At 60.9% G+C, this 24,824-nt stretch carries 26 protein-coding genes and 1 tRNA gene; 5 read left to right on the plus strand and 22 right to left on the minus strand.

The window, feature by feature from the left end:
• Positions 1-32: 32 nt before the first annotated feature.
• The 17 genes from nuoF to HF682_RS02795 form a co-directional block, all read right to left on the minus strand.
• Complete coding sequence (gene nuoF / locus HF682_RS02715) at positions 33-1,328, minus strand: NADH-quinone oxidoreductase subunit NuoF (RefSeq protein WP_168875702.1); 1,296 nt, start codon at positions 1,326-1,328, stop codon at positions 33-35.
• Positions 1,328-1,816, minus strand: a complete 489-nt coding sequence (nuoE, locus tag HF682_RS02720) for an NADH-quinone oxidoreductase subunit NuoE (RefSeq protein ID WP_168875703.1) — start codon at positions 1,814-1,816, stop codon at positions 1,328-1,330. Before nuoE ends, nuoF begins: the two co-directional genes overlap by 1 nt.
• On the minus strand, positions 1,816-3,069 hold the full coding sequence (locus HF682_RS02725; RefSeq protein WP_168875704.1) for an NADH-quinone oxidoreductase subunit D: 1,254 nt from the start codon (positions 3,067-3,069) through the stop codon (positions 1,816-1,818). The genes nuoE and HF682_RS02725 overlap by 1 nt, the downstream gene beginning before the upstream one ends.
• Positions 3,062-3,646 carry an NADH-quinone oxidoreductase subunit C gene (locus HF682_RS02730; protein ID WP_168875705.1) on the minus strand — a complete coding sequence of 195 codons (585 nt, stop codon included), beginning with the start codon at positions 3,644-3,646 and terminating at the stop codon, positions 3,062-3,064. Before HF682_RS02730 ends, HF682_RS02725 begins: the two co-directional genes overlap by 8 nt.
• Before the next feature lie 4 nt (positions 3,647-3,650).
• Positions 3,651-4,133: a NuoB/complex I 20 kDa subunit family protein gene (locus HF682_RS02735; RefSeq protein WP_168875706.1), complete on the minus strand. Its 483-nt coding sequence runs from the start codon at positions 4,131-4,133 to the stop codon at positions 3,651-3,653.
• On the minus strand, positions 4,124-4,480 hold the full coding sequence (locus HF682_RS02740) for an NADH-quinone oxidoreductase subunit A (RefSeq protein WP_168875707.1): 357 nt from the start codon (positions 4,478-4,480) through the stop codon (positions 4,124-4,126). Before HF682_RS02740 ends, HF682_RS02735 begins: the two co-directional genes overlap by 10 nt.
• 81 nt (positions 4,481-4,561) lie before the next feature.
• Positions 4,562-4,646, minus strand: a tRNA-Leu gene (locus HF682_RS02745).
• 37 nt (positions 4,647-4,683) lie between these two features.
• On the minus strand, positions 4,684-5,022 hold the full coding sequence (gene secG / locus HF682_RS02750) for a preprotein translocase subunit SecG (protein ID WP_168875708.1): 339 nt from the start codon (positions 5,020-5,022) through the stop codon (positions 4,684-4,686).
• Positions 5,023-5,042: 20 nt separating this feature from the next.
• On the minus strand, positions 5,043-5,807 hold the full coding sequence (tpiA, locus tag HF682_RS02755) for a triose-phosphate isomerase (RefSeq protein WP_168875709.1): 765 nt from the start codon (positions 5,805-5,807) through the stop codon (positions 5,043-5,045).
• Positions 5,808-5,885: 78 nt separating this feature from the next.
• Positions 5,886-6,683: a phosphate ABC transporter ATP-binding protein PstB gene (gene pstB, locus HF682_RS02760; protein ID WP_373282873.1), complete on the minus strand. Its 798-nt coding sequence runs from the start codon at positions 6,681-6,683 to the stop codon at positions 5,886-5,888.
• A gap of 26 nt (positions 6,684-6,709) precedes the next feature.
• On the minus strand, positions 6,710-7,642 hold the full coding sequence (pstA, locus tag HF682_RS02765; RefSeq protein ID WP_168875711.1) for a phosphate ABC transporter permease PstA: 933 nt from the start codon (positions 7,640-7,642) through the stop codon (positions 6,710-6,712).
• A complete protein-coding gene (pstC, locus tag HF682_RS02770) occupies positions 7,642-8,571 on the minus strand; it encodes a phosphate ABC transporter permease subunit PstC (RefSeq protein WP_205881873.1) in 930 nt (309 codons plus the stop codon). The genes pstA and pstC overlap by 1 nt, the downstream gene beginning before the upstream one ends.
• A gap of 86 nt (positions 8,572-8,657) precedes the next feature.
• The gene (locus HF682_RS02775) at positions 8,658-9,659 is read right to left on the minus strand and encodes a PstS family phosphate ABC transporter substrate-binding protein (RefSeq protein ID WP_168875712.1); all 1,002 of its coding nucleotides are present in this window, start codon (positions 9,657-9,659) and stop codon (positions 8,658-8,660) included.
• 150 nt (positions 9,660-9,809) lie between these two features.
• Complete coding sequence (gene glmM / locus HF682_RS02780; protein WP_168875713.1) at positions 9,810-11,168, minus strand: phosphoglucosamine mutase; 1,359 nt, start codon at positions 11,166-11,168, stop codon at positions 9,810-9,812.
• Entirely contained in the window at positions 11,165-11,995 is an 831-nt protein-coding gene (gene folP / locus HF682_RS02785; protein WP_373282859.1) for a dihydropteroate synthase, read from the minus strand. The genes glmM and folP overlap by 4 nt, the downstream gene beginning before the upstream one ends.
• 100 nt (positions 11,996-12,095) lie before the next feature.
• Positions 12,096-14,006 carry an ATP-dependent zinc metalloprotease FtsH gene (gene ftsH, locus HF682_RS02790; RefSeq protein WP_168875714.1) on the minus strand — a complete coding sequence of 637 codons (1,911 nt, stop codon included), beginning with the start codon at positions 14,004-14,006 and terminating at the stop codon, positions 12,096-12,098.
• A gap of 57 nt (positions 14,007-14,063) precedes the next feature.
• The gene (locus HF682_RS02795; protein ID WP_168875715.1) at positions 14,064-14,723 is read right to left on the minus strand and encodes an RlmE family RNA methyltransferase; all 660 of its coding nucleotides are present in this window, start codon (positions 14,721-14,723) and stop codon (positions 14,064-14,066) included.
• A 36-nt stretch (positions 14,724-14,759) separates the two neighbouring features.
• Between HF682_RS02795 and yhbY the strand changes: the two genes are divergently transcribed.
• The gene (gene yhbY / locus HF682_RS02800; RefSeq protein WP_205881874.1) at positions 14,760-15,107 is read left to right on the plus strand and encodes a ribosome assembly RNA-binding protein YhbY; all 348 of its coding nucleotides are present in this window, start codon (positions 14,760-14,762) and stop codon (positions 15,105-15,107) included.
• Positions 15,108-15,165: 58 nt separating this feature from the next.
• Here the strand turns inward: yhbY and HF682_RS02805 are convergent, their stop codons facing one another.
• The 4 genes from HF682_RS02805 to carA all read right to left on the minus strand — a co-directional run bounded on the left by HF682_RS02805 (position 15,166) and on the right by carA (position 20,653).
• A complete protein-coding gene (locus tag HF682_RS02805) occupies positions 15,166-15,558 on the minus strand; it encodes a hypothetical protein (RefSeq protein ID WP_168875716.1) in 393 nt (130 codons plus the stop codon).
• 16 nt (positions 15,559-15,574) lie between these two features.
• Positions 15,575-16,051, minus strand: a complete 477-nt coding sequence (gene greA, locus HF682_RS02810; protein ID WP_168875717.1) for a transcription elongation factor GreA — start codon at positions 16,049-16,051, stop codon at positions 15,575-15,577.
• 167 nt (positions 16,052-16,218) lie between these two features.
• Positions 16,219-19,437, minus strand: a complete 3,219-nt coding sequence (gene carB, locus HF682_RS02815; protein WP_168875718.1) for a carbamoyl-phosphate synthase large subunit — start codon at positions 19,435-19,437, stop codon at positions 16,219-16,221.
• Between the two features lie 82 nt (positions 19,438-19,519).
• Entirely contained in the window at positions 19,520-20,653 is a 1,134-nt protein-coding gene (carA, locus tag HF682_RS02820; RefSeq protein ID WP_168875719.1) for a glutamine-hydrolyzing carbamoyl-phosphate synthase small subunit, read from the minus strand.
• A gap of 182 nt (positions 20,654-20,835) precedes the next feature.
• Here carA and HF682_RS02825 point away from each other — a divergent pair, with 182 nt between their 5' ends.
• The 3 genes from HF682_RS02825 (at position 20,836) to HF682_RS02835 (ending at position 22,356) form a co-directional block, all read left to right on the plus strand.
• Entirely contained in the window at positions 20,836-21,501 is a 666-nt protein-coding gene (locus tag HF682_RS02825) for a CoA pyrophosphatase (RefSeq protein ID WP_168875720.1), read from the plus strand.
• 176 nt (positions 21,502-21,677) lie between these two features.
• Complete coding sequence (locus tag HF682_RS02830) at positions 21,678-22,004, plus strand: c-type cytochrome (protein ID WP_308418688.1); 327 nt, start codon at positions 21,678-21,680, stop codon at positions 22,002-22,004.
• A gap of 13 nt (positions 22,005-22,017) precedes the next feature.
• Complete coding sequence (locus tag HF682_RS02835) at positions 22,018-22,356, plus strand: c-type cytochrome (protein WP_168875721.1); 339 nt, start codon at positions 22,018-22,020, stop codon at positions 22,354-22,356.
• A 47-nt stretch (positions 22,357-22,403) separates the two neighbouring features.
• On the opposite strand, the gene HF682_RS02840 is transcribed toward HF682_RS02835, so the two are convergent.
• Positions 22,404-24,029, minus strand: coding sequence for a GMC family oxidoreductase (locus HF682_RS02840; RefSeq protein WP_168875722.1), 1,626 nt, complete (start codon positions 24,027-24,029; stop codon positions 22,404-22,406).
• 523 nt (positions 24,030-24,552) lie between these two features.
• Between HF682_RS02840 and HF682_RS02845 the strand changes: the two genes are divergently transcribed.
• Positions 24,553-24,801, plus strand: coding sequence for a hypothetical protein (locus tag HF682_RS02845; protein WP_168875723.1), 249 nt, complete (start codon positions 24,553-24,555; stop codon positions 24,799-24,801).
• The last annotated feature ends 23 nt before the right edge of the window (positions 24,802-24,824 follow it).

The raw sequence follows: 24,824 nt of genomic DNA on the forward strand, positions 1-24,824 counted from the left end.
ACCGGCCTTGTGGCCTGCCAGCGCCCGTCAAATCAGAACCACCGATGCTCGACCATGCAGCGTTTGTGCTCGATGTGGTGCTCAAACTCGTGCTTGAAGTGCTTGGTAAAGCTGCGCACCGGGAACACGGCGGCGTCGGCCAGTGCACAAATGGTGCGGCCTGCCATGTTGTTGCCTACCGAGCTCAGCAGGTCGAGGTCATCCGCCCGCCCCTGCCCGTTCTCAATCCGGTGCACCACGCGATACAGCCAGCCGGTACCTTCACGGCATGGCGTGCATTGCCCGCAGGACTCTTCGTGATAGAAGTAGGCCAGACGTTCCAGCGCTTTCACCATACAGACGTTCTCGTCCATCACGATCACCGCGCCGGAACCGAGCATGGAGCCCGCCTTGCTGATGGCGTCGTAATCCATGGTCAGGTCCATCATCACATCACCCGGCAGCACCGGTGCAGACGAACCACCCGGAATCACCGCCTTCAGCTTGGCGCCATTGCGCATGCCGCCTGCCATCTCCAGCAGGGTGGCAAACGGAGTGCCGAGCGGAATCTCGTAGTTACCCGGACGATTGACGTGGCCGGAGATCGAGAACAGCTTGGTACCACCGTTGTTCGGCTTGCCTGCTTCGAGGAACTTGGTGGCGCCATCACGCAGGATGAACGGCACCGAGGCAAACGATTCGGTGTTGTTGATGGTGGTCGGCTTGCCATACAGGCCGAAGCTGGCCGGGAACGGCGGCTTGAAGCGCGGCTGGCCCTTCTTGCCTTCCAGCGATTCCAGCAGCGCGGTTTCCTCGCCGCAGATGTAGGCACCGTAGCCGTGGTGGGCAAACAGGTCAAAGCTGAATTCGGACCCCAGAATGCGCTCACCCAGCAGGCCTGCCTGACGGGCTTCGTCCAAGGCAGCTTCAAAGCGCTGGTACACTTCGAAGATTTCACCGTGGATATAGTTGTAGCCGCGCTTCACACCCATGGTGTAAGCGGCAATGATCATGCCTTCGATCAGCGCATGCGGATTGAACCACATGATGTCGCGATCCTTGAAGGTACCCGGCTCGCCTTCGTCCGAATTACAGACGATGTACTTGTCGCCCGGGAAGCTGCGCGGCATGAAGCTCCACTTCAGGCCGGTCGGGAAACCGGCACCGCCGCGACCCCGCAGCGAGGAATTCTTCACTTCGGCGATGACTTCGTCCTGCGGCACCTGGTTTTCGATCAGGCGCTTGAGCGCACTGTAACCGCCACGCGCCTGATAACTGGCCAGGGTCCAGCAGTCGGGATTGCTGGTGTCGACGCCTTCAAAAATGACACCCGAGGAATAGACAGCCATCAGCGACCACCCTGTTGTTCGAGTTCTGCCAGTTTCTTGTCGATGGCTTCCTTCGACATGAAACTGCACATGCTGTGATTGTTCACCAGCAGCACCGGGGCATCGCCACAGGCGCCCATGCACTCCCCTTCCATCAGGGTGAAGCGGCCATCTGCGGTGGTTTCACCAAAACCGATACCCAGCTTTTCCTTCAGGTAATCGGCAGCGGCCACACCGCCACCCAGCGCACAGGGCAAGTTGGTGCAGACGGTGAGCTTGAAGCTGCCCACCGGCTTGAGGTTGTACATATTGTAGAAGGTGGCGACTTCATAGGCCGCGATCGGCGGCATCTCCAGATAGTCGGCCACCGCCTCGATGGTTTCCGGGGCGAGCCAGCCTTTTTCTTCCTGCGCGATGCGCAGGGCCGCCATCACGGCGGACTGTTTCTGGTCGGCCGGATATTTGGCGACCTCGCGGTCGATCCGGGCAAGCGATTCAGCGGACAGCATCAGCGGTCAATCTCCCCAAACACGATGTCCTGCGTACCAATGATGGCCACCACGTCGGCAATCATGTGGCCACGGGCCATCTCGTCCAGCGACGCCAGATGCGGGAAGCCAGGCGCGCGGATCTTCAAGCGGTACGGCTTGTTGGCACCATCCGACACCAGATAGATGCCGAACTCGCCTTTCGGATGTTCGACGGCGGCGTAGGCTTCGCCGGCCGGAACGTGCATCCCTTCGGAGAAGAGCTTGAAGTGGTGGATCAGCTCCTCCATATTGCTCTTCATCTTGACCCGCGACGGCGGTGCCACCTTATGGTCGTCAATGATGACCGGGCCGGGGTTCTTGCGCAGCCAGTCCACACATTGCTTGATGATGCGGTTGGACTGACGCAGCTCTTCCACGCGCACCAAGTAGCGGTCGTAGCAGTCACCCTGCACGCCCACCGGGATGTCGAACTCCACCTTGTCGTACGCGGCGTAGGGCTGCTTCTTGCGCAAATCCCACGCGATGCCGGAGCCACGCAGCATCGGCCCGGTCATGCCCAGCGACAGTGCGCGCTCAGGGCTGACCACACCGATGCCGACGGTACGCTGCTTCCAGATACGGTTATCGGTCAGCAGGGTTTCGTAGTCATCTACACACTTCGGGAAGCGGTTGGTGAAGTCTTCGATGAAGTCCAGCAGCGAACCCTGGCGGTTTTCATTCAGCTTGCGCAGGGCCTCGGCATTTTTCAGCTTGGACACTTCGTACTGCGGCATGCGATCCGGCAGGTCACGATAGACACCGCCCGGACGGTAGTAGGCGGCATGCATGCGCGCACCGGATACCGCTTCGTAGCAGTCCATCAGATCTTCCCGCTCGCGGAAGGCGTACAGGAACATGGTCATGGCACCGATGTCGAGCGCGTGTGCCCCGATCCACAGCAGGTGGTTCAGGATACGGGTGATCTCGTCGAACATGGTACGGATGTACTTGGCCCGCTCCGGCACATCAAGGTCCAGCAGCTTCTCGATGGCCATCACATAGGCGTGCTCATTACACATCATCGACACATAGTCGAGACGGTCCATGTAAGGCACGCTCTGGATGAAGGTGCGGGTTTCCGCCAGCTTTTCAGTCGCACGGTGCAGCAGGCCGATGTGCGGGTCAGCCCGCTCGACCACTTCACCATCCAGCTCCAGCACCAGACGCAGCACGCCGTGGGCGGCCGGGTGTTGCGGACCGAAGTTCAGGGTGTAATTGCGAATCTCAGCCACCGTAGCCTCCTTCACGCACGATGCGCGGCGTGTTCTCACGCGGCTCAATGGTGACCGGCTGGTAAATCACGCGCTTCTGTTCTTCGTCGTAACGCATTTCGACGTTACCGGAAATCGGGAAGTCCTTGCGGAACGGGTGGCCAACAAAGCCATAGTCGGTCAGGATGCGGCGCAGGTCCGGGTGACCAGCGAACACAATACCGTACAGGTCAAACGCTTCGCGCTCGTACCAGTTGGCGGCAGACCAGATCTCCACACAGGAGGCGACCACCGGCATGTCGTCATCGGCACAGAACACCCGCACACGCAGGCGCTGGTTCAGCGCGACCGACAGCAGATGATAGACCACCGCAAAGCGACGGCCATCCCACGCGCCATCGGCGTAGGTGCTGTAGTCCATGCCACAGAGGTCGAGGCACTGCTCGAACTGCAGGCCATCGCTGTCACGCAGCTGGCGCAGGGTGGTGGTCAGGTCTTCAGGTTTGACAACGGCAGTGAGCTGGCCACAGGATTCCAGCACATGCACCAGGCGGTCGCCAAGGACAGCCTGCAGGGTGGTAGTCAACGTTGCGGTCATCGTGTCAGGCCTGCCGTGCAATGGTGGAAGTACGGCGGATCTTGCCTTGCAGCTGGATCAGGCCATACAGCAGTGCCTCGGCGGTCGGCGGACAGCCCGGCACATAGACATCAACCGGCACAATACGGTCACAGCCACGCACCACCGAATAGGAGTAATGGTAGTAGCCGCCGCCATTGGCACAGGAGCCCATCGACAGCACCCAGCGCGGCTCGGCCATCTGGTCGTACACCTTGCGCAAGGCGGGCGCCATCTTGTTGCACAGGGTACCGGCCACGATCATCAGGTCACTCTGACGCGGACTGGGGCGGAAAATGATACCGAAACGGTCCAGGTCATAGCGCGCCGCGCCAGCCTGCATCATTTCCACCGCACAACAGGCCAGGCCAAAGGTCATGGGCCACAGCGAACCGGTACGGGTCCAGTTCAGAACCTTGTCAGCCGTGGTGGTGACAAAGCCCTTCTCCAACACGCCTTCTACTCCCATTCCAGCGCACCTTTTTTCCACAAATACACGAAACCGATCACGAATTCAGCGAGGAAGATCATCATGGAGACAAAGCCGCCCCAGCCGATGTCTTTTTGTGAGATCGCCCACGGAACCAAAAAGGCCGTTTCGAGGTCGAACAAAATGAACAGGATGGCGATCAGGTAGTAGCGCACATCAAACTGCATGCGCGCATCTTCAAACGCCACAAAGCCGCACTCGTAGGCGGAAAGCTTTTCAGAATCCGGACGATTGGGCCCGATGAGACGGCCGAGCAGCATCGGCACCAGACCGATGCCAATCCCGACAGCAATAAAGAGCAAGACCGGAAAGTATTGTTGCAGCATACCGCCCCCAAGCGACTTCGCAATTCGGGCAGCAACAAACACCACCCGACCCGCGGCCGGATTGCCAAGACTTGAAACAAATGGTGCCGACAGTGAGACTCGAACTCACACAGCTTTCGCCACTACCCCCTCAAGATAGCGTGTCTACCAATTTCACCATGTCGGCCCAGGAAAATCACACCCCGTGAAAAACGGGGCCAGACTTAATTGGGAACCTGAGGATTACCCGCCGGTTTAGCCGGCGCTTGCGGCGCAGGTTGGGTCGCCGCTGCAGGCTGGGTCATGATACTGGAGGATTTCTGACCATGCACGGCCAGAACTGCCAGACCCAGACTTGCTGCAAAGAACACGGTTGCTGCGATGGCGGTACTGCGACTCAGAAAGTTCGCCGAACCGGATGCGCCAAACAGGGTACCCGAAGCGCCAGAACCGAAGGATGCACCCATATCGGCACCCTTGCCCTGCTGCAGCAGCACCAAGCCGATCACGATCAGTGCCGCCAGCACATCCACCACCAGCAGCAAGGTTTTCAGCCAATCCATACAGAACCTTATTTTACCGTTTACCGGAAACTTCGACAAATCTTGACAAACTCGTCCGCCTTCAGCGAAGCCCCGCCAACCAGCGCACCGTCAATATCAAGCATAGCCTGCAATTGTGCCGCATTTTCAGCTTTTACGCTACCCCCATACAGGATTTGCAAGCCTTGCGCGGCCTCAGCCGCTTCCTCTGCCACTTGGGCACGGATAAAGGCATGCACTTTCTGCGCATACTCAGGGGTCGCCACCTTGCCAGTGCCTATCGCCCACACCGGTTCGTAAGCCACCACCACGCGCGTCCAGTCAGCCGCCGCCAGCCCAGCCAGCAAGGGCTGCAGCTGGGCTGCAATCACGGCTTCCGTTGTACCGGCGTCATGTTGCGCCAGTGTTTCACCCACGCAAATGACCGGGATCAAGCCCGCTTGCAACGCCTGCCCTACCTTTTGTAGCACATCATGGTCGCTTTCGCCGAACAAGGTGCGCCGTTCGGAATGCCCCACCAGCACATAGCGGCAGGCAAAGTCGGCAAGCATGCGGGCCGACACTTCACCGGTAAAGGCACCCACCGGCTCGCGGCACAGGTTCTGCGCGCCCCAGTGAACAGCGCTCCCCTGCAGCAGCGCTTGCGCTTGCGCCAGATACGGTGCAGGCACGCACACGGCCACCCGTGCCTCTTCTGCGGAGAATCCGGCCTGCAGCAAGCCTTGCAGCAAGGCGGCATTCTCTTGCAGATTGCCATGCATCTTCCAGTTGCCCATTACCAGCGGGCGGCGTACCGTCTGCGCCATGTGCGGCTCCGTATCATGAAAAAGGGGCGGTTTGCACCGCCCCCGGATGATACCACTGCCCTGCCCGGCTGGGCAGGCTCAGCCAAAGCGACCGGTGATGTAATCCTCAGTCTGCTTCTTCTTCGGCTTGGTGAAGATGTTGTCGGTCAGGTCGAATTCCACCATCTCGCCCAGATACATGTAGGCGGTATAGTTGGACACCCGCGCCGCCTGCTGCATATTATGGGTCACCACTAGGATGGTGACGCGGTTCTGCAGCTCGGTCATCAGCTCTTCAATGCTGGCCGTCGCAATCGGGTCCAGCGCCGAGGTCGGCTCGTCGAACAGCAACAGTTCCGGATCGGTCGCCAGCGCGCGTGCAATACACAGACGCTGCTGCTGGCCACCAGAGAGGTTGAACGCCATATCGTTCAGGCGGTTCTTCACCTCATCCCACAAGGCAGCACCACGCAGCGATTCTTCTACCTTGTCGTCCACCAGCGATTTGTTGTTGGTGCCACGGATGCGCAGGCCATAAGCCACGTTCTCGTAGATCGACTTGGGGAAGGGGTTGGGCTTCTGGAACACCATGCCCACCCGCATGCGCACTTCGATCGGGTCCACCCGGCGATCCAGGATGTTCACGCCATCCGGCTGCAGCACAATCTCGCCCTCATAACGGTTGCCCGGATAGAGGTCGTGCATGCGGTTGAAGCAGCGCAGGAAGGTGGATTTGCCGCAACCGGAAGGACCGATCAGCGCGGTCACCTTGTTGGCATACACCGGCAGGCTGACGCCCTTCAGCGCGTGAAAGCCGCCATAGTAGAAGTTGAGATTGCGGGCTTCCACCTTGAGGGTTTCAGCAGCTTGCTGCTCTTTTACCGGATTCAGGTCCATGTTTTCAGTCACTTTCATGGTTGTGCTCACCACTTGATCGATTTGCGCAGACGGTAGCGCAGGTAAATGGCCAGGCCGTTCATCAGCAGGGTCATCACGATCAGCACCAGCCCCGCCCCGGCGGCCAGCGCATGGAAATCTTCCTGCGGACGCGACACCCAGTCAAACATTTGCATCGGCATCACGGTGTACGGGTCTTTCAGCCACTCGAAGGAAATCCATGGGAAATCCGGCTGAATCGGGCTGTGCGGCAGGAAAGTGATAAAGGCCACCGCCCCCACCACCACCAGCGGTGCGGTCTCACCGATGGCGCGCGCCATGCCGATAATCACCCCGGTCAGGATACCCGGCATGGAGTACGGCAGCACATGACGTGATACGGTCTGCCATTTGGTGGCACCCACCCCATAAGACGCCTCCCGGATACCCACCGGGATCGAACGCACGGCTTCACGGGTGGTCACAATGATTACCGGCAGGATCAGCAGTGCCAGCGTCATGCCTGCGGACAGGATACTGTTACCCAGCGCAAACTTCTGCACAAACACCGCCAGCCCCAGAATACCGAAGATGATGGAGGGTACACTGGCCAGGTTGGAGACATTCACTTCAATCAGCGAGGTAAACCAGTTCTTGCCAGCATACTCTTCCAGATAGAGGCCTGCAGCAATGCCCAGCGGAACCGCCACAAGCAGCGTCACCACCATCACCGCTGCCGAGCCCACCAATGCGGCCAGCACACCGGCCCGCGATGCACGACCAGACGGGAAGTTGCTGAAAAAGTCTTGCTCTGGCGACACCATCGGGGCATAGCCATCATAAATCAGCCCGCCAAACAGGGTGATCAGGGTCAGCAGACCCAGCATGATGGCCACCAAACCCATCGCCGCAAAAATCACATCCCAACGCTTGTGGCGGACGATCATCTGCCGCAGCGCGAGGCTACGTTGCGCATCCATCAGTAGGTCTCCCGGAATTTACGACGCAGCCAGGCGCCCAACAGGTTGAACAGCAAGGTCACCAGCATCAGCGCCAGACCGGCTGCAAAAATGCTCTGGTAGCCTACGCTGCCATGTTCCAGGTCACCCTTGGCCACCTGCACAATGTAGCTGGTTACGGTGAGGCCTTCCTGCATCGGGTTGACGGTCAGGTTCGGCTGCATGCCGCCTGCCACCGCCACAATCATGGTCTCGCCCACCGCACGGGAAATCGCCAGAATGTAGGCTGCGCCAATGCCGGATGCCGCACCTGGCATCACCACCCGCCAGGCGGTTTGCAGCTTGGTGGCCCCCATCGCGTAGGAACCTTCGCGCATGTGCATCGGCACCGCGCGCATGGCATCTTCCGCCAGCGAACTGACATACGGGATGATCATCAGGCCCATGGCCAGACCGGCCGACAGCAGGTTGTAGCCCGGCAAATTGGGCATGATTTTCTGCAGCAACGGCGTAATCACCAGCATGGCAAAGAAGCCGTACACCACAGTTGGCACCCCGCCCAGCAGCTCCAGAATCGGCTTGGCCATTTCGCGGGTACGGAAACCGGCAAACTCGGACAGGTAAACCGCAATCACCGTCCCCAGCGGGATGGCAATCAGCAGAGCCACCAGCGACGAGGTCAAAGTACCGGACAGCAGCACAAAAATGCCAAACTGCGGGTTCTCAAACAGCGGTGTCCACTGGGTGTCCGTCAGGAAGCGCCAGACCGGCACATCCTTGAAAAAAGACAGCGACTCGGAAATCAGCACCACCATGATGCCGACCGTCGCCAGTACGGAAATGGAAGCGGCCGCCAGCAGCAGCAGCTCAATACCACGCTCTTTCATATTACGCGAAGCGCGGTAGGTCAGTGTCGAACGCGCCAGTGCGGCGTCAGCGGTAGCAGACACGTTTTCCCCTCATACAAACCCTCTCTACAGGAGGGTAGAAGCACGTACGGGGGCGATGCCGCCCCCGCCTTGTCGATCAACCTGGCTTACATCTTGGCTTCGAGGGCCAGCAGGTCTTCGATCTTCACACCCACCTTCGGATCACCACCAAACACGGTACCCAGCTTCTTCTTGGCCACGTGTTCCTTGATCATGCCGTAAGCCTTGTCAGGCAGCGGGATGTACTTCACTTCCTTGACCAGCTTCGGTGCATTGGTCAGGTAGAAGTTCACCAGTTCCTTCACTTCAGCACGGTCCAGCGCCTTGGCGTTCACGTAGATGAAGATCGGGCGGGACAGCGGCTGGTAGCTGCCGTTGATCACGTTTTCAGCCGACGGCATCACAGCCGGTGCACCATCCTTGGCGATGATCGGCACGGCCTTCAGCTTCTTGCTGTTTTCAGCGTAGTAGGCGTAACCGAAGTAGCCCAGGCCACCCTTGTCACGCGACACGCCTTGCACCAGCACGTTGTCATCTTCCGATGCGGTGTAGTCACCACGGCTGGACTTCGGCTTGCCGACGATGGCTTCGGTGAAATAATCGAAGGTACCGGATTCAGAACCCGCACCGTACAACTTCAGCGGCATGTCAGGGAAAGATGTATCCACCTGGTTCCAGTTGCTCACCGCACCCTGAGCTTCCGGTGCCCACATTTTCTTCAGCTGGGCCACGGTCAGCGCCTTGATCGGGCTGGACGGGTTCACCACCACGGTCAGCGCGTCGTATGCCACCGGCAGCTCCAGGTAGCTGATACCGGCCTTCTTGCACTCGTCCATTTCCTTAGTGGTGATCGGACGGGAAGCGTTGGAGATGTCAATCTCGCCACGGCAGAACTTCTTGAAGCCACCACCAGTACCGGAGATACCCACGGTCACCTTCACATCGCCCTTTTTGGAGGCCTGGAAGTCTTCCGCCACGGCTTCGGTAATCGGGTACACGGTGGAGGAACCGTCGATCTTGATCAGGGATTCGGCGTGAACAGCAGCCGTGCTCAGGGAAAATGCACCTGCGACCAGCAGGGCTGCGGACGTCATCCGGATCTTGCTCATGTGCTTACGTCTCCAAAGGGTTCCAGTTTTCGCATTGGCCGGTTGGCTTCTGCAACTGGCGCCATCATAGGCGGGAAACATTACACAATTGTGACACAATCATGCATCGACTGGAGCCACCCTGCCGCAGCGGCTCCCGTGCGGCCAGACTCAGGCGGCAGCGGCCTCTACTGCGGCGGCCAGACGTTGCACCCAGTGTTGCACCAGGGCCTCTTCCCGCGCCTCTACCATCACCCGGATCACCGGCTCGGTACCACTGGGGCGCAGCACCACCCGCCCCTGCCCGCGCAAGGCCTGCTCGGCTTCCGCCAGCGCCGACTGCACGCCTGCCGAACTGTGGAAATCAAAGCCCTTGCGGATGCGGACATTGATCATCTTCTGCGGGAAGGGGGTCAGTTCCGCCGCCAGATCGGCCAGCTGCTGCTTGCGCTGCAACAGCGCCCGCAGCACCTGCAGGGCCGACACAATACCGTCACCGGTGGTATGGCTGTCCAGGCACAGCAGATGGCCCGAGCTTTCGCCGCCCACCTGCCAACCGGCTTCCAGCAGGCGCTCCAGCACATAGCGGTCGCCCACCTTGGCACGGGCAAACGGGATATTGCGTTCCGCCAGCGCCACCTCTACCGCCATATTGGTCATCAGCGTCCCCACCACCCCGCCCTTCAGGCTGCCTTGCTCGTGGCGCGCCAGCGCGATCAGGTACATCAGGTAGTCGCCGTCAAAGCTGCGCCCGGTATGGTCAACCATGATCAGGCGGTCACCGTCGCCATCCAATGCAATGCCCAGATCGGCCTGGTGTGCTACCACCGCGTCCTGCAGCGCCTGGGTATCGGTGGCGCCAAAACCGGCGTTGATATTGGTGCCGTTCGGCTGGTTGCCGATGGCAATCACCTCGGCCCCCAGCTCGTGGAACACGTCTGGCGCCACGTGGTAGGTCGCACCGTGCGCGCAATCCACCACGATCTTCAGTTGCTTGAGGTCCAGATCGTTGGGGAAGCTGCTCTTGCAGAATTCGATATAGCGACCGCGCGCATCATCCAGGCGGCGCGCCTTGCCCAAGCGGGACGAGGCCACCACCTGCATCGGCTGCTCGAGGGCGGCTTCAATCGCCAGCTCCATCTCGTCCGGCAGCTTCCAGCCGCCCGGCCCAAAAAACTTGATGCCGTTATCTTCAAACGGATTGTGCGAGGCACTGATCACCACCCCGGCGTGCAGGCGCAAGGCGCGGGTGAGGTAGGCGATGCCCGGCGTAGGCAAGGGGCCCACCAGCAGCACATCCACCCCAGCAGCGGTAAAGCCAGCTTCGAGCGCAGCCTCCAGCATATAGCCGGAGATGCGGGTATCCTTGCCAACCACGACGGTGGGCCGTTCACCACTGCTGTGCGCAGACTCCATGCTGGCAAACACCCGGCCAGCTGCATTGGCCAGTCGCATCACGAAATCCGGGGTAATCGGCGCTTCGCCCACCCGGCCACGCACCCCATCGGTGCCAAAATATTTGCGACTCACTGTAACGCCTCCCACATCTTCAATGCATCACGGGTGGCCGCCACATCGTGCACCCGCACGATGCGCGCCCCCCGCGCCACTGCCAGCAGGGCCATGGCCACACTGGCATGTATTCGTTCTTCCACTGGCCTGCCGGTCAGTGCACCTAACAGGGATTTGCGCGACACACCGATCAGCAAGGGGTAGCCCTGTGAAGCCAGGCGTCCTGTGGCCTTGAGCAGCTCCAGATTATGTTCCACCGTCTTGCCAAAACCGATGCCGGGGTCCAGCACAATGCGTGCCGACGCCACCCCGGCCGCCCGCAGCACCACAGCACGCTGCAGCAGAAAGTGCTCGACCTCGTCCACCACACTCGCATAGCGAGGAGCCTGCTGCATGGTGGCCGGGTCGCCCTGCTTGTGCATCAGACACACTGCTGCGCCACTGTCCGCCAAGGCTTCAACCGCACCCTCTGCCTGCAGCGCGTTGACATCATTGATCAGATCGACCCCGGCAGCCAGCGCCGCACGCATCACCCCTGGCTTGACGGTATCCACTGACAAGGGCACACCGTCGTCCCGTAGCGCCGCCAGCAGCGGCATCACCCGCTCCAGCTCTTCGGTTTCGGATACCGTCGCGGCACCAGGGCGGGTGGATTCGCCGCCAATATCCAGCAAGTCGGCCCCCTCCGCCACCAGCTGGCGCGCATGGGCCAGCGCGCGGGCAGGATCAGCATAACGTCCGCCATCGGAAAACGAATCCGGCGTCACGTTGACAATGCCCATGATCAACGGCCGCTGTAAGGACAGGCGAAAACGCCCGCACTGCAGCATCCCCTCTTCCTGCATGACCACTCCTGCAAACAAAAACGCATTGGCCGAGGCCAATGCGTTGTGAGTGTAACAAAACCGTGATGTTTATGCGGCGCCAACCGTCAAGTGACGCGCCTTACAACCCTTCAGCCGGTTTGCTGGTGGCCTCAGGAGAAGGAGCAGCCGGAGGCGGCGTATCGCTGCCGCTGCTGCGCAGGCCGGCGGCCGGTTGCGGCGGGCGAATCGGACGACCGGCCATGATGTCAGCAATCTGCTCGGCGTCGATGGTTTCATACTCCATCAGCGCGTCGGTCATCGCTTCCACCTTGTCACGATTGGTGAGCAGGATGTCCTTGGCACGGGCATATTGCTCGTCCAGAATGCGGCGAATCTCGGCGTCCACCTTCTGCATGGTGGCTTCCGACAGATTCTTGTGGGTGGTCACCGAGCGGCCCAGGAACACTTCGCCTTCATTCTCGGCGTACACCACCGGGCCCAGCTCGTCCGACATGCCGTAGCGCATCACCATGTCACGTGCGGTGCTGGTGGCGCGCTCGAAGTCGTTCGAGGCCCCGGTCGAGATGTCCTTGGTAAACAGCTCCTCAGCCACCCGCCCGCCAAACAGCATGCAGATGTTGGCCAGCATTTCATTGCGGTACAGGCTGAAGCGGTCCTGCTCCGGCAGTGACCAGGTCACGCCCAGCGCACGGCCACGCGGGATCACCGTCACCTTGTGTACCGGATCACACTCCGGCAGGCTGGCACCGATGATGGCATGGCCGGACTCATGATAGGCCGTCTTGCGTTTGTCTTCCGGCTGGATCACCATCGAGCGGCGCTCCGGGCCCATGAAGATCTTGTCCTTGGCCTGCTCGAAATCCAGCATGTCAACCAGACGCTTGTTGGCGCGGGCAGCAAACAGGGCGGCTTCATTGACCAGGTTGGCCAGATCAGCGCCGGACATACCCGGTGTACCCCGGGCAATCACGTCGGCCTTCACATCGTTGGCCAGCGGCACCTTGCGCATGTGCACGTTCAGGATCTGTTCGCGACCACGGATATCCGGCAGCGGCACCACCACTTGGCGGTCAAAACGGCCTGGCCGCAGCAAGGCAGGGTCCAGCACGTCTGGTCGGTTGGTAGCGGCAATCACGATCACGCCAGTGGTGCCTTCAAAACCATCCATCTCCACCAACATCTGGTTCAGGGTCTGCTCGCGCTCGTCATTGCCGCCACCCAGACCGGCGCCGCGCTGGCGACCGACCGCGTCGATTTCGTCAATGAAGATGATGCAGGGTGCGTTTTTCTTGGCATTCTCGAACATGTCGCGCACGCGGGCCGCGCCCACGCCGACAAACATTTCCACAAAGTCTGAGCCGGAGATCGAGAAGAACGGTACCTTGGCTTCACCGGCAATCGCCTTGGCCAGCAAAGTCTTGCCGGTACCGGGGCTACCCACCATCAGTACGCCGCGCGGGATATGACCGCCCAGACGCTGGAATTTGCTCGGGTCACGCAGGAAATCGACAATCTCGGCCACTTCTTCCTTGGCCTCGTCACAACCGGCGACGTCGGCAAAGGTGATGGCGTTGTTATTCTCATCGAGCATGCGGGCGCGGCTCTTGCCGAAGGAGAAGGCACCGCCTTTGCCGCCACCCTGCATCTGCCGCATGATGTAGATCCACACCCCAAAGAACAGCAGCATCGGCGCCCAGTTGACCAGCAGCGACAGCAGGATGTTGCGCTCTTCCGGCTTGGCGGAGACTTCCACGTTGTACTTCAGCAGGTCGTCCATCATGCGGGAATCAAACGGGGCGCGGGTGGTGAACTCGCTGCCATCGTTGCGCACGCCACGAATCACCTGCACATCCAGCGGGGTGCCTTCGATGGTGACCGACTTGACTCGCTGATCGCGCGCCATGCGGATGAAATCACTGTAGCTGACATCGCTCGAGGAGCGGTCATTGCGGCTGAAGCTGCTGTATACCGACAGCAATATCGCCGTGATCACCACCCAGATGATCAGGTTCTTGCCCAGATTGTTCAAGGTTGCTTCCTCATGACATGCGTTTGCCTGTGTCGGACGACTGCCGCCCGACAAAGTTCACGCCGGACTGTCCTCATTATCTACCGCACCTGCCGAATTGACCAGACAGGATTTCCCCAGCAAGTACACTTCCGTGCTTTTATCGCGCGACGCTTTGGGTTTACGGGTCAGCACCTGCTTGAAGTGCTGCCGCATCTGTTCCATGAAATCCGGGTAACCCTCACCCTGGAACACCTTGACCACAAAGTGCCCACCGGGACGCAGCCAGCGGCTGGCAAAATCCAGCGCCAGCTCGTTCAGGTAAATGCTGCGCGCCTGATCGGTTGTCCGGTTCCCTGAGAGATTGGGGGCGATATCGGAAATTACAAGGTCTACCTGACGTCCGGCCAGACGCGATTCCAGCTCCGCCAGCACCTTGTCCTCACGAAAGTCACCCTGAATGAAGTCTACGCGGGGCAGCGGGTCCATCGGCAGAATGTCCAGCGCAAACAGCCGGCCTTCGTCACCCACCAGCTCCCGCGCCACCTGCGACCAGCTGCCGGGGGTGGAGCCGAGGTCCACCACCGTCATGCCACGGCGGAACAGTTGGTCTTTTTCGTGGATTTCCAGCAGCTTGAACGCGGCACGAGAACGGTAACCCCGCGCTTGGGCCTGTTGCACCCAGTGGTCGGTCACATGTTGTTGCATCCACGCCTTGCTGGTCTTGTTTCGTGTCATACTGGTAAAATAGCCGGTTTAGTCAGGTTAGCCATCATGAAAATCGAATTGAATCCAACGCAGCGCCGCGCGCTGCGTGCCCAGGCCCACGGTCGCAACCCGGTGGTCAGCATTGGCCAGAACGGTCTGACCGATGCCGTCATCCGTGAAATCGCCCTGTCGCTGGACGCGCACGAGCTGATCAAGGTGCGGGTGTTTTCCGACGAGCGCGAAGAGCGCGAAGCCTTGTTCGACAGCATCTGCGATCAGCTGGACGCCGCCCCGGTACAGCACATCGGCAAACTGCTGGTGATCTACCGCCCGAATCCGGACCGGCCCCGTATCACGCTGCCACAGGAAAAAGGCAGCAAGACCAGCACCGTCAAACTGAAAAGCCCCAAGTAAGCTTCCCTCTGTTGCTGCGCGTACTGCCCTGGCGTACGCGCAGCGCTGCCCTCTCCGTTCAGGACAGGATCAGCAGCACCCCCAAGACACACTGAATCAGATACAGCATCATGCTGATGGTGTGCCAGGACACCACCACATCCCCCAGCCGCACCCCGAGGGCCGCCGAGCCGGTATGAATGGCGTAGCCCAGCACCAGCGCAAACAGCCACATCACGGTGATCAGCCAGAACGGCAGGGTGCGCATAGCGCGAAAACCCACTTTCCAGAACTGGTGGATCAGCAGGATCAACCCTGCGATGCAGCCGGTGAGCGCCACCGCGCCAAACAGGCTGCCCGCCACGCTGACGCCGAGATCATGCCGCCGCAGCATCAGCCAGGCCATGATGGCCGCAACGAACAGCAGACTGCCTACCCACAGGGTTTCCGCCAGTTTGCGCAGCGCTTCCATCAGCCCTCTCCGTCGCTCAAATGTAACGAACGTCCAGCACTTCGTATTCGCGGATGCCGCCCGGTGCCTGCACCTCGGCCACATCACCGGCCACCTTGCCGATCAGCGCACGGGCAATCGGGCTGGATACCGAAATCTTGCCCAGCTTCAGATCCGCCTCATCATCACCCACGATCTGGTAGGTCACCTGATTGCCGCTTTCCAGGTCTTCCAGGTCCACCGTTGCGCCAAACACACAGCGACCATCGGCATCCAGCTCGCTCGGATCAATGATCACCGCGGTCGACAGCTTGCCTTCCACTTCCAGGATGCGACCTTCAACAAAGGCCTGACGTTCCTTGGCCGCATCGTACTCGGCGTTTTCCGACAGATCGCCCTGTGCGCGGGCTTCAGCAATGGCCTGAATCACAGCAGGACGTTCCACCGACTTCAGCCGCTGCAACTCCGCCTTCAACAGTTCCGCGCCATGGACGGTCAACGGAATCTTCTGCATGGTGCTACTCCTCATTCTTGATGATTTCTTTTTTGGCACCGCTGATGGCGCACGCACCAAAAAGAACAAGCCGCCGTACACAGGGACGGCGGCTTGCGGGATGATTTGCGGGCTATTGTAACGCGGTTTTTCCCATTGCGGGAGGGTTTTTCACCCTCCCCTGTTCATCAGGCCAAGCGGGCATGCAAGTCTTGCAGGGCATAGACCGGCAGGTCGGTCGCATGCTGCAAGCCTACCGCTGCCGCGCGCGCTTCCGGCAAGGTGGTGTAATACGTCACCTTGCCTTGCAGGGCGCTGTGGCGGATGGCGAAGGAATCACGAATCGCCTGCTTCTTTTCTTCCACCGTATTGATGATCATGGCCACTTCGCCATTCTTGATCATGTCCACGATGTGCGGACGGCCTTCCATCACCTTGTTCACCGCCGTCACCGGCAGACCCGCATCACGGATTGCCGCTGCCGTGCCCTTGGTGGCCAGCAGGGTGAAGCCGAGGTCGGTCAGGGTGCGGCAGATATCCACCACGCCAGTCTTGTCGGCATTGCGCACCGACACGAAGATCTTGCCTTCCGACGGCAGCTTGACGCCCGCCGCCAGCTGCGATTTGACGAAGGCTTCGGCAAAGGTCTGCCCCACGCCCATCACCTCGCCGGTGGATTTCATTTCCGGCCCGAGGATCACGTCCACGCCCGGGAACTTGATGAAGGGGAAGACCGCCTCCTTCACCGAGTAGAACGGCGGCACCACTTCCTGGGTCACCCCTTGCGACGCCAGCGATTGCCCGGCCATGCAGCGGGCTGCGATCTTGGCCAGCGGCAGGCTGGTGGCCTTGGACACAAACGGCACGGTACGCGAGGCACGCGGGTTCACTTCCAGCACGTAAACCACCGCCTGCTCACCCTTGCCCTGAATGGCAAACTGCACGTTCATCAGGCCGACCACGTTCAGCGCCCTGGCCATCGCCACCGTCTGGCGGCGCAGCTCGTCCTGCAGCGCCGGGCTCAGGCTGTACGGGGGCAACGAGCACGCCGAGTCGCCCGAGTGCACCCCGGCCATCTCGATGTGCTCCATGATGCCGCCAATCAACACCTGCTCGCCGTCGCAGATGGCGTCCACGTCGACTTCCACTGCGTCGTTCAGGAAGCGGTCCAGCAGCACCGGGCTGTCGTTGGACACCTTCACCGCTTCGCGCATGTAACGCTCAAGGTCGGACTGCTCGTGCACGATTTCCATGGCACGGCCACCCAGCACATAGCTCGGGCGCACCACCAGCGGGTAGCCGATTTCGTTGGCCAGCACAATCGCGTCCGGTGCAGTACGCGCCGTGCGGTTTGGCGGCTGCTTCAGACCCAGATCGTTCAGCAGCTTCTGGAAGCGCTCGCGGTCCTCAGCGGCGTCGATCATGTCCGGCGAGGTACCGATAATCGGCACCCCGTTCATTTCCAGTGCACGTGCCAGCTTCAGCGGAGTCTGCCCGCCGTACTGCACGATCACGCCCGCCGGTTGCTCGACGTGGACAATCTCCAGCACGTCTTCCAGCGTCAGCGGCTCGAAGTACAGGCGATCGGAGGTATCGTAGTCGGTCGACACGGTTTCCGGGTTGCAGTTGACCATGATGGTCTCGAACCCGTCTTCACGCAGCGCCAGGGCCGCATGCACGCAGCAGTAGTCGAACTCGATACCCTGGCCGATACGGTTCGGGCCACCGCCCAGCACCATGATCTTCTTGCGGTTGGTCGGCTGCGATTCGCACTCCTCCTCATAGGTGGAGTACATATAAGCGGTATTGGTGGAGAACTCGGCCGCGCAGGTATCCACCCGCTTGTAGACCGGGCGCACGCCCAGCGCATGGCGCTTGCGGCGTACTGCGTTCTGGTCGGTGCCCAGCAGGCTGCCCAGACGGCGATCCGAGAAGCCCTTGCGCTTCAGGCGGCGCAGCCAGCCTGCATCCACGGCGTCAATCGATTGGCCACGCAGCGCTTGCTCTTCGCGCACCAGATCATCAATCTGCACCAGGAACCATGGGTCGATGGCGGTCAGCTGCTGCACTTCCTGCAGCGACATGCCGATACGCAGCGCGTCGGCCACATACCAGATGCGTTCGGCACCTGGCTCGGCCAGCTCTTTTTCGATCACATCGCGTTCGGTGGTTTTTTCATCCAGACCGGACATGCCGGTTTCCAGACCACGCAGTGCTTTCTGCAGCGACTCCTGCCAGGTGCGGCCCATTGCCATCACCTCCCCCACCGACTTCATCTGGGTGGTCAGGCGGTCGTTGGCTTGCGGGAACTTCTCAAACGCGAAGCGCGGGATCTTGGTGACCACGTAGTCGATGGACGGCTCGAACGAGGCCGGGGTCGCACCACCGGTGATGTCGTTCTTCAGTTCGTCCAGCGTAAAGCCCACCGCCAGCTTGGCCGCCACCTTGGCGATCGGGAAGCCGGTGGCCTTGGAGGCCAGCGCCGAGGAGCGGGACACGCGCGGGTTCATTTCAATCACGATCATGCGCCCGTCTTGCGGGTTGATCGAGAACTGCACGTTGGAGCCGCCGGTATCCACCCCGATCTCGCGCAGCACGGCAATCGAGGCATTGCGCATGATCTGGTATTCGCGGTCGGTCAGCGTTTGTGCCGGGGCCACGGTGATGGAGTCGCCGGTATGCACGCCCATCGGGTCGAAGTTTTCGATCGAGCAGACGATGATGCAGTTATCCGCCTTGTCGCGGACCACTTCCATCTCATACTCTTTCCAGCCGAGCAGCGATTCTTCGATCAGCAGCTCCTTGGTCGGCGACAGGTCCAGACCCCGGGTGCAGATTTCGACGAATTCTTCCACGTTGTAGGCAATGCCGCCGCCGGAACCACCCATGGTGAAGGACGGGCGGATGATGGCCGGGAAACCCACCCGCGCCTGCACCTGCATCGCCTCTTCCATCGAATGCGCCACACCGGAGCGGGCGGAACCGAGGCCGATGCGGGTCATCGCATCCTTGAACTTCTGGCGATCTTCCGCCTTGTCGATGGCTTCCGGCGAGGCGCCGATCAGCTCGACCTTGTACTTGTCCAGCACGCCGTGGTGCCACAGGTCCAGCGCGCAGTTCAGCGCCGTCTGGCCACCCATGGTGGGCAGGATGGCGTCCGGGCGCTCTTTGTCGATGATCTTTTCCACCATCTGCCAGGTAATCGGCTCGATGTAGGTCACGTCCGCCATATTGGGGTCGGTCATGATGGTGGCGGGGTTGGAGTTGACCAGGATGACCTTGTAACCCTCTTCGCGCAATGCCTTGCACGCCTGGGCGCCGGAGTAGTCAAACTCGCAGGCCTGGCCGATCACGATGGGACCGGCGCCGATGATGAGGATGCTCTGGATGTCTGTCCGCTTGGGCATGGGGGCACTCTACCAAATTAAACGCATTGCATTCGACCTGCGGGCCAACGGGCCATGCGGCCCGCTACCCCAGACCGCTACATCACTTCTGACGCTTCGCCATCAAGTCCACGAAGCGGTCAAACAGATACGCCACGTCATGCGGACCGGGGCTGGCTTCCGGGTGCCCCTGGAAGGAGAACGCCGGTACATCGGTGCGGGCAATGCCCTGCAACGAGCCATCGAACAGCGACACATGGGTCGCCCGCAGAGTGGCGGGCAGGCTGTCCGGGTCCACCGCAAAACCGTGGTTCTGGCTGGTGATCATCACCTGCTTGCTGTCGAGGTCCTGCACCGGGTGGTTGGCACCGTGGTGACCGAACTTCATCTTCAGCGTACGTGCGCCAGAGGCCAGCGCCAGCAGCTGGTGGCCGAGGCAGATACCGAATACCGGGATGCCGGTGGTCAGCAGCTTGCGGATCGCCGTAATGGCGTAATCACACGGCTCCGGATCGCCCGGGCCATTGCTGAGAAAGAGACCATCCGGGTTCAGCGCCAGTGCTTCTTCTGCAGTGGCCGTGGCAGGCAGCACCGTCACCTTGCAGCCGCGCTCGGCCAGCATGCGCAGGATGTTGCGCTTCACGCCGTAGTCAAACGCCACCACGTGATACACCGGCTTGTCCTGCTGGCGGAAACCACCCTGCAATTGCCATTCGCCTTCGGTCCAGCTGTAGGCTTGGTCAGTGGTCACCACTTTGGCCAGATCCAGACCCGCCATCGACGGCGCTTCCTGCGCCATGCGGATGGCACGGGCTTCGTCGATGTCGCCCGCCATGATCACGCCATTCTGCGCGCCTTTTTCACGCAGCAGGCGGGTCAGCTTGCGGGTGTCGATATCCGCAATGGCCACCACCTGGTTGGCCTTGAGATAATCGGGCAGCGACTGCTCGGCACGCCAGTTGGACAGAGTAAGGGGCAGATCGCGAATCACCAGACCGGCGGCATGAACACCGGCGGACTCGCAATCCTGCGCGTTGACGCCGACATTGCCGATATGGGGGTACGTGAGGGTGACAATCTGATGCTTGTAGGACGGGTCCGTCAGGATTTCCTGATACCCGGTCAGCGCGGTGTTGAACACCACTTCGCCTACGGTGACACCGGTACTGCCGATGGCCGTACCACGAAACACGGTTCCGTCGGCAAGGGCAAGAATGGCGGGCTGAGGTGCTGACACAGTGGGGCTCCTTGTCCTTGAATGGGGGGTCTGCGCACGTCGGGAGCGGCAGGCAGACCGGCTTTTTCGCCCCCCACTTATGCAAACGGGACAGGCCGGCAGGCCTATCCCGTTTCGCGCAGTTCTTAACCATGAGATTATAGCGGAGAAAGCACTTCGCTTCAATGCAAACCCGCTCCGTAATGACCACATACCGCCCAGACAATAATCAACCCTGGCGCACGCTGAACTGGCAGGATGCCAGTCTGGCCGCCGAAGAGTTTCGCACAGCCCTGAGCCACAACCGCGGGCTACCGGCAGACAGCCCTTCGGCCCGCCATCCGCTGCTGCGCCACATCGAGCACTTCCGCCCTGCCGCCGTACTGCTACTGCTGCACTGGCGACCGCAAGGCGTGGACATCATCCTGACCAAGCGGCAATATCATCTGAAACACCACCCCGGCCAGATCAGTCTGCCCGGTGGCCGGCAGGACCCGCAAGACCGTGACCTGGCGACGACCGCGCTGCGCGAGGCCCGCGAAGAAATCGGCCTGCCATCTGAGCAGGTACGCATACTGGGAGAGCTCCCTGCCCTGCTCACCGTCAGCGGCTACGAAGTCACCCCGCTGGTGGGATGGCTGGATCAACCCTTCCGCGCCACCCCCAACCCCGGGGAGGTGGCCCAGGTCTTTCACCTGCCGTTACTGTATTTATTGAACCCGGATCACATTCGGCGCTTTCGCATCGAGCGGCGTAGCGGCCCGGTTGACCTGCTGACCATCCCCTATCAGGCACACTTCATCTGGGGGGCATCGGCCAGCATGCTGAGCAGCTTCCGCCAGCGTTTGCTGCTGCACCGGCCCTTCTAGGGTGTGGCATCACGGATACAGCACCCGCTTTGCGCCAGATCAAGGACAAGTGGCCTGCTTTACTCCACAGGGCAAGCTGCTACAATTTGACGCACCCGAGAAGGTTGGCAGGGCGCGACGTCGCCAGCAGCGGACAACGCATCCGGCTTTTTCCAGAACAGAAAAGAGGTTGATCCGTGAACAAACTGCTGCAAATCATGGTGGTCAGTGCCGGTCTGCTGTTGCTTGCACCTGTCGCCGCCAACGCCGCAGGCGATCCTGCCCGTGGCAAGCAAAAGAACTCCATGTGTGCGGGCTGTCATGGCATTCCAGGCTACCGCACCGCCTTCCCGTCGGTGTACAGCGTGCCCAAGATTGGCGGCCAGCACCCCGAATACATTGTCAGCGCGCTCAAGGCCTACAAGGAAGGCCAGCGCAGCCACCCCACCATGCAGGGGATCGCTGCCGGGCTCAGCGAACAGGACATGCAGGATCTGGCTGCATACTACGCCGCACAAAAATAAGGGACGACAGCCAATGAACGCCATTCAACGCATTGCCGCCTGTAGCAGCCTGCTGTTGCTCGGGCTGACCAGCACCAGCAGCTTCGCCGGGGGCGACCCGGCTGCCGGGCAAAAGAAAGCCCAGGCCTGCATTGCCTGCCATGGTCAGGGCGGCCTCAGCACCAGCCCGACCTATCCGATTCTGGCTGGCCAGCAGGAAGACTATCTGGTTCAAGCGCTGACCGACTACCAAAAGGGCAACCGCAAGAACCCGATCATGGCCGGCATGGCCAGCCCGCTGAAAAAGCAGGATATTGCGGATCTGGCTGCTTACTTTGCCAAGCAGACCAGCCCGCTGGCAGTCAAACGCTAAGCCGCTCCAGCCACTCGCCCAGTGCGGGCGGGTGGCTCCCCCTCGCTTTACCCCACTCTCTGCCTTTCCTGCCGGATCAGATCGACTGCTTTTTCTGCAATCATGATGGTCGGCGCATTGGTATTGCCGCCTACCAGCGTGGGCATGATGGACGCGTCAACCACCCGCAGCCCGTCTACCCCGCGCACCTTCAGCGCAGGGTCCACCACCGCCAGTGCATCCACCCCCATCCGGCAGGTGCCGACCGGGTGGTAGATGGTTTCGGCATGCTGCCGGATGAAGTGCTCCACTTCTGCATCGCTTTGTACCGCAGGCCCCGGCAGGACCTCCGCCCCACCATACGGGGCCATGGCAGCCTGGGACAGGATCTGCCGGGCGTGGCGCACGCCACGGATCATCCGGCGCAGGTCATCCGGGTGGTCCAGATAGTTCGCTTCAATGCGGGGTGGCTGCGCAGGGTCGGTTGAGGCCAGTGCCACCCGCCCTCGGCTCTTGGGGCGCAGGTTGCAGACGTGCAGGGAAAACCCCTGCCCGGTCAGAAAGCGCAGGTTGCGGCCATGGTCCTTGAGCTTGGCCGGGGTGAAGTGAAACTGCAGGTCCGGAATGACTTCGTCCGGAGCGCTCTTGATGAAGCCACAGGCCTCGGCGCCGTTGGTGGAGAGCATGCCGTCCCGCCGCATCAGGTAGCGCAGCAGATACCAGGGGGACTTGAGCAGGTTGCGCAGGCCCAGATTGTACGAAACAGGCTGCCGGGAAGCCTGCACCACCATCACATCCAGATGGTCCTGCAGATTCTGCCCCACGCCGGGCAGATGCGCCAGGCAGGCGATGCCTTGCGCCTGCAAGGCCACCCGATCACCGATCCCGGACAGCATCAGCAATTGCGGACTGAAAATGGCCCCGGCAGCCAGCAACACTTCGCAGCGCGCCTGCACCACCTGCTCCTGCCCCCCCTTCCGGTACGCTACCCCACTGGCTTTGGGTGCGCCTGTCGCTGTGGTCGACAGCAGGATGCGCGTCGCCTGTGCGCCGGTGATCACGGTCAGATTAGGCCGCTGCCGCACCGGGGTCAGATAAGCCTTCGCCGCACTGCAGCGTGCGCCATCCTTCTGGGTAACCTGAAACAGGCCCACCCCATCCTGCTGCGCACCATTGAAATCCGTGTTGTGCGGAAAGCCCGCCTGCACGCCCGCCTCGACAAACGCCTTGCTCAGCACGTTTGGCGTGCGCAGATCCGCCACATTCAGCGGGCCACCCACCCCGTGATACGGGTCCTCGCCCCGTTCCTGATGCTCGGCCCGCCGAAAGTAGGGCAACACCTCCTGGAAAGACCAGCCCGTGCAGCCCTGCGCGGCCCACCCATCATAATCTGCAGCATGACCCCGGATATAGCACATGGCGTTGGATGAGCTGCTGCCACCCAGCACCTTGCCACGCGGCCAGAACAGCCGACGCCCGGCCAGCGCAGGCTCGGGATGAGTATTGAGGTTCCAGTTCATGCCCGGGCTGCGCATCATCCACAGCAAGCCAATCGGCACATGAATGGCCGGGTGCCAGTCGCTGGGGCCGGATTCCAGCAGGCACACCGACAGGCTGGGGTCTTCTGACAAGCGCGCCGCCAGCACACAACCCGCCGAGCCACCGCCCACCACCACATAGTCGAAACCCGTCATCCGCCCGCCCCTCCAGCCGTATGGATTACCCGATTTAGTGAATGCAAGTTTACTTTCACTGCATCATAAGAGGGTTCACCTCAGGCAGGCAACACCAGCCCCTTCTCCCGTTCCCGAGACACCGCAGCTGCCACACCCTGCACGCCATACCCAACAGCCGCACAGCACATCCCGGAGACGAGACATAGCCACACTCAAATGAGAATAATTGTTCATAACACAAAAACATAAATCATCAAGTGGTATCTGAATAACCGTTCGTCAGAACTAAAAAAACATTTAGCAAAACTAAATTTAACTGGCTAACAAGCTGAAAATAAAGGACTGATCTAAAAACAGCCCAAGCAGTCATCCACACATCTGGTATTAGAGTCCACCCATTCATCAGCTCCGTATTGATCCTGAATTTCCACCATGTGAGCATCCCCTTCGTGCATTGAGGCTGAAGCAGTTAGTCAAAATAGCAGCATGAGATGCACACACTGTGTCTTTTACTCAAAACTTGAAACGAGGAAACACGACAATGAAAAGCACTTTGAAAACGTTGGCAGTGGCCGCCATGGTCAGCGCTGCCGCACTGATGAGCTCGCCTGCTTTCGCGGTGTACTGTGTCCAGGACGTGTGCTTTGACAGTTGGGGCGGGGGTAACGGCAAGGAGCGCCCAGATCCGGAAGCGACAACGAAGGATCAGATGAGGAAGGCCAAGGCTGCCTGCATGGCCTGGAACCTCGCCCACCCGACGAAGAAGAGGGATTGCTCGGTATTTGATTAAGTCGCTGCCCTGCAGGGCAACCG

Origin of the sequence: Leeia aquatica, assembly GCF_012641365.1 — a bacterium.
GTDB lineage: Bacteria > Pseudomonadota > Gammaproteobacteria > Burkholderiales > Leeiaceae > Leeia > Leeia aquatica.

Coding starts and splice junctions, on each gene's coding strand:
- nuoF (WP_168875702.1), bottom strand. CDS start 1,328: ATGGCTGTCTATTCCTCGGGTGTCATTTTTGAAGGCGTCGACACCAGC.
- nuoE (WP_168875703.1), bottom strand. CDS start 1,816: ATGCTGTCCGCTGAATCGCTTGCCCGGATCGACCGCGAGGTCGCCAAA.
- HF682_RS02730 (WP_168875705.1), bottom strand. CDS start 3,646: ATGACCGCAACGTTGACTACCACCCTGCAGGCTGTCCTTGGCGACCGC.
- HF682_RS02735 (WP_168875706.1), bottom strand. CDS start 4,133: ATGGGAGTAGAAGGCGTGTTGGAGAAGGGCTTTGTCACCACCACGGCT.
- HF682_RS02740 (WP_168875707.1), bottom strand. CDS start 4,480: ATGCTGCAACAATACTTTCCGGTCTTGCTCTTTATTGCTGTCGGGATT.
- secG (WP_168875708.1), bottom strand. CDS start 5,022: ATGGATTGGCTGAAAACCTTGCTGCTGGTGGTGGATGTGCTGGCGGCA.
- tpiA (WP_168875709.1), bottom strand. CDS start 5,807: ATGGCGCAGACGGTACGCCGCCCGCTGGTAATGGGCAACTGGAAGATG.
- pstB (WP_373282873.1), bottom strand. CDS start 6,683: ATGGACCTGAATCCGGTAAAAGAGCAGCAAGCTGCTGAAACCCTCAAG.
- pstA (WP_168875711.1), bottom strand. CDS start 7,642: ATGGATGCGCAACGTAGCCTCGCGCTGCGGCAGATGATCGTCCGCCAC.
- HF682_RS02775 (WP_168875712.1), bottom strand. CDS start 9,659: ATGAGCAAGATCCGGATGACGTCCGCAGCCCTGCTGGTCGCAGGTGCA.
- folP (WP_373282859.1), bottom strand. CDS start 11,995: ATGCAGGAAGAGGGGATGCTGCAGTGCGGGCGTTTTCGCCTGTCCTTA.
- HF682_RS02795 (WP_168875715.1), bottom strand. CDS start 14,723: ATGACACGAAACAAGACCAGCAAGGCGTGGATGCAACAACATGTGACC.
- yhbY (WP_205881874.1), top strand. CDS start 14,760: ATGAAAATCGAATTGAATCCAACGCAGCGCCGCGCGCTGCGTGCCCAG.
- HF682_RS02805 (WP_168875716.1), bottom strand. CDS start 15,558: ATGGAAGCGCTGCGCAAACTGGCGGAAACCCTGTGGGTAGGCAGTCTG.
- greA (WP_168875717.1), bottom strand. CDS start 16,051: ATGCAGAAGATTCCGTTGACCGTCCATGGCGCGGAACTGTTGAAGGCG.
- carB (WP_168875718.1), bottom strand. CDS start 19,437: ATGCCCAAGCGGACAGACATCCAGAGCATCCTCATCATCGGCGCCGGT.
- HF682_RS02825 (WP_168875720.1), top strand. CDS start 20,836: ATGACCACATACCGCCCAGACAATAATCAACCCTGGCGCACGCTGAAC.
- HF682_RS02835 (WP_168875721.1), top strand. CDS start 22,018: ATGAACGCCATTCAACGCATTGCCGCCTGTAGCAGCCTGCTGTTGCTC.
- HF682_RS02840 (WP_168875722.1), bottom strand. CDS start 24,029: ATGACGGGTTTCGACTATGTGGTGGTGGGCGGTGGCTCGGCGGGTTGT.
- HF682_RS02845 (WP_168875723.1), top strand. CDS start 24,553: ATGAAAAGCACTTTGAAAACGTTGGCAGTGGCCGCCATGGTCAGCGCT.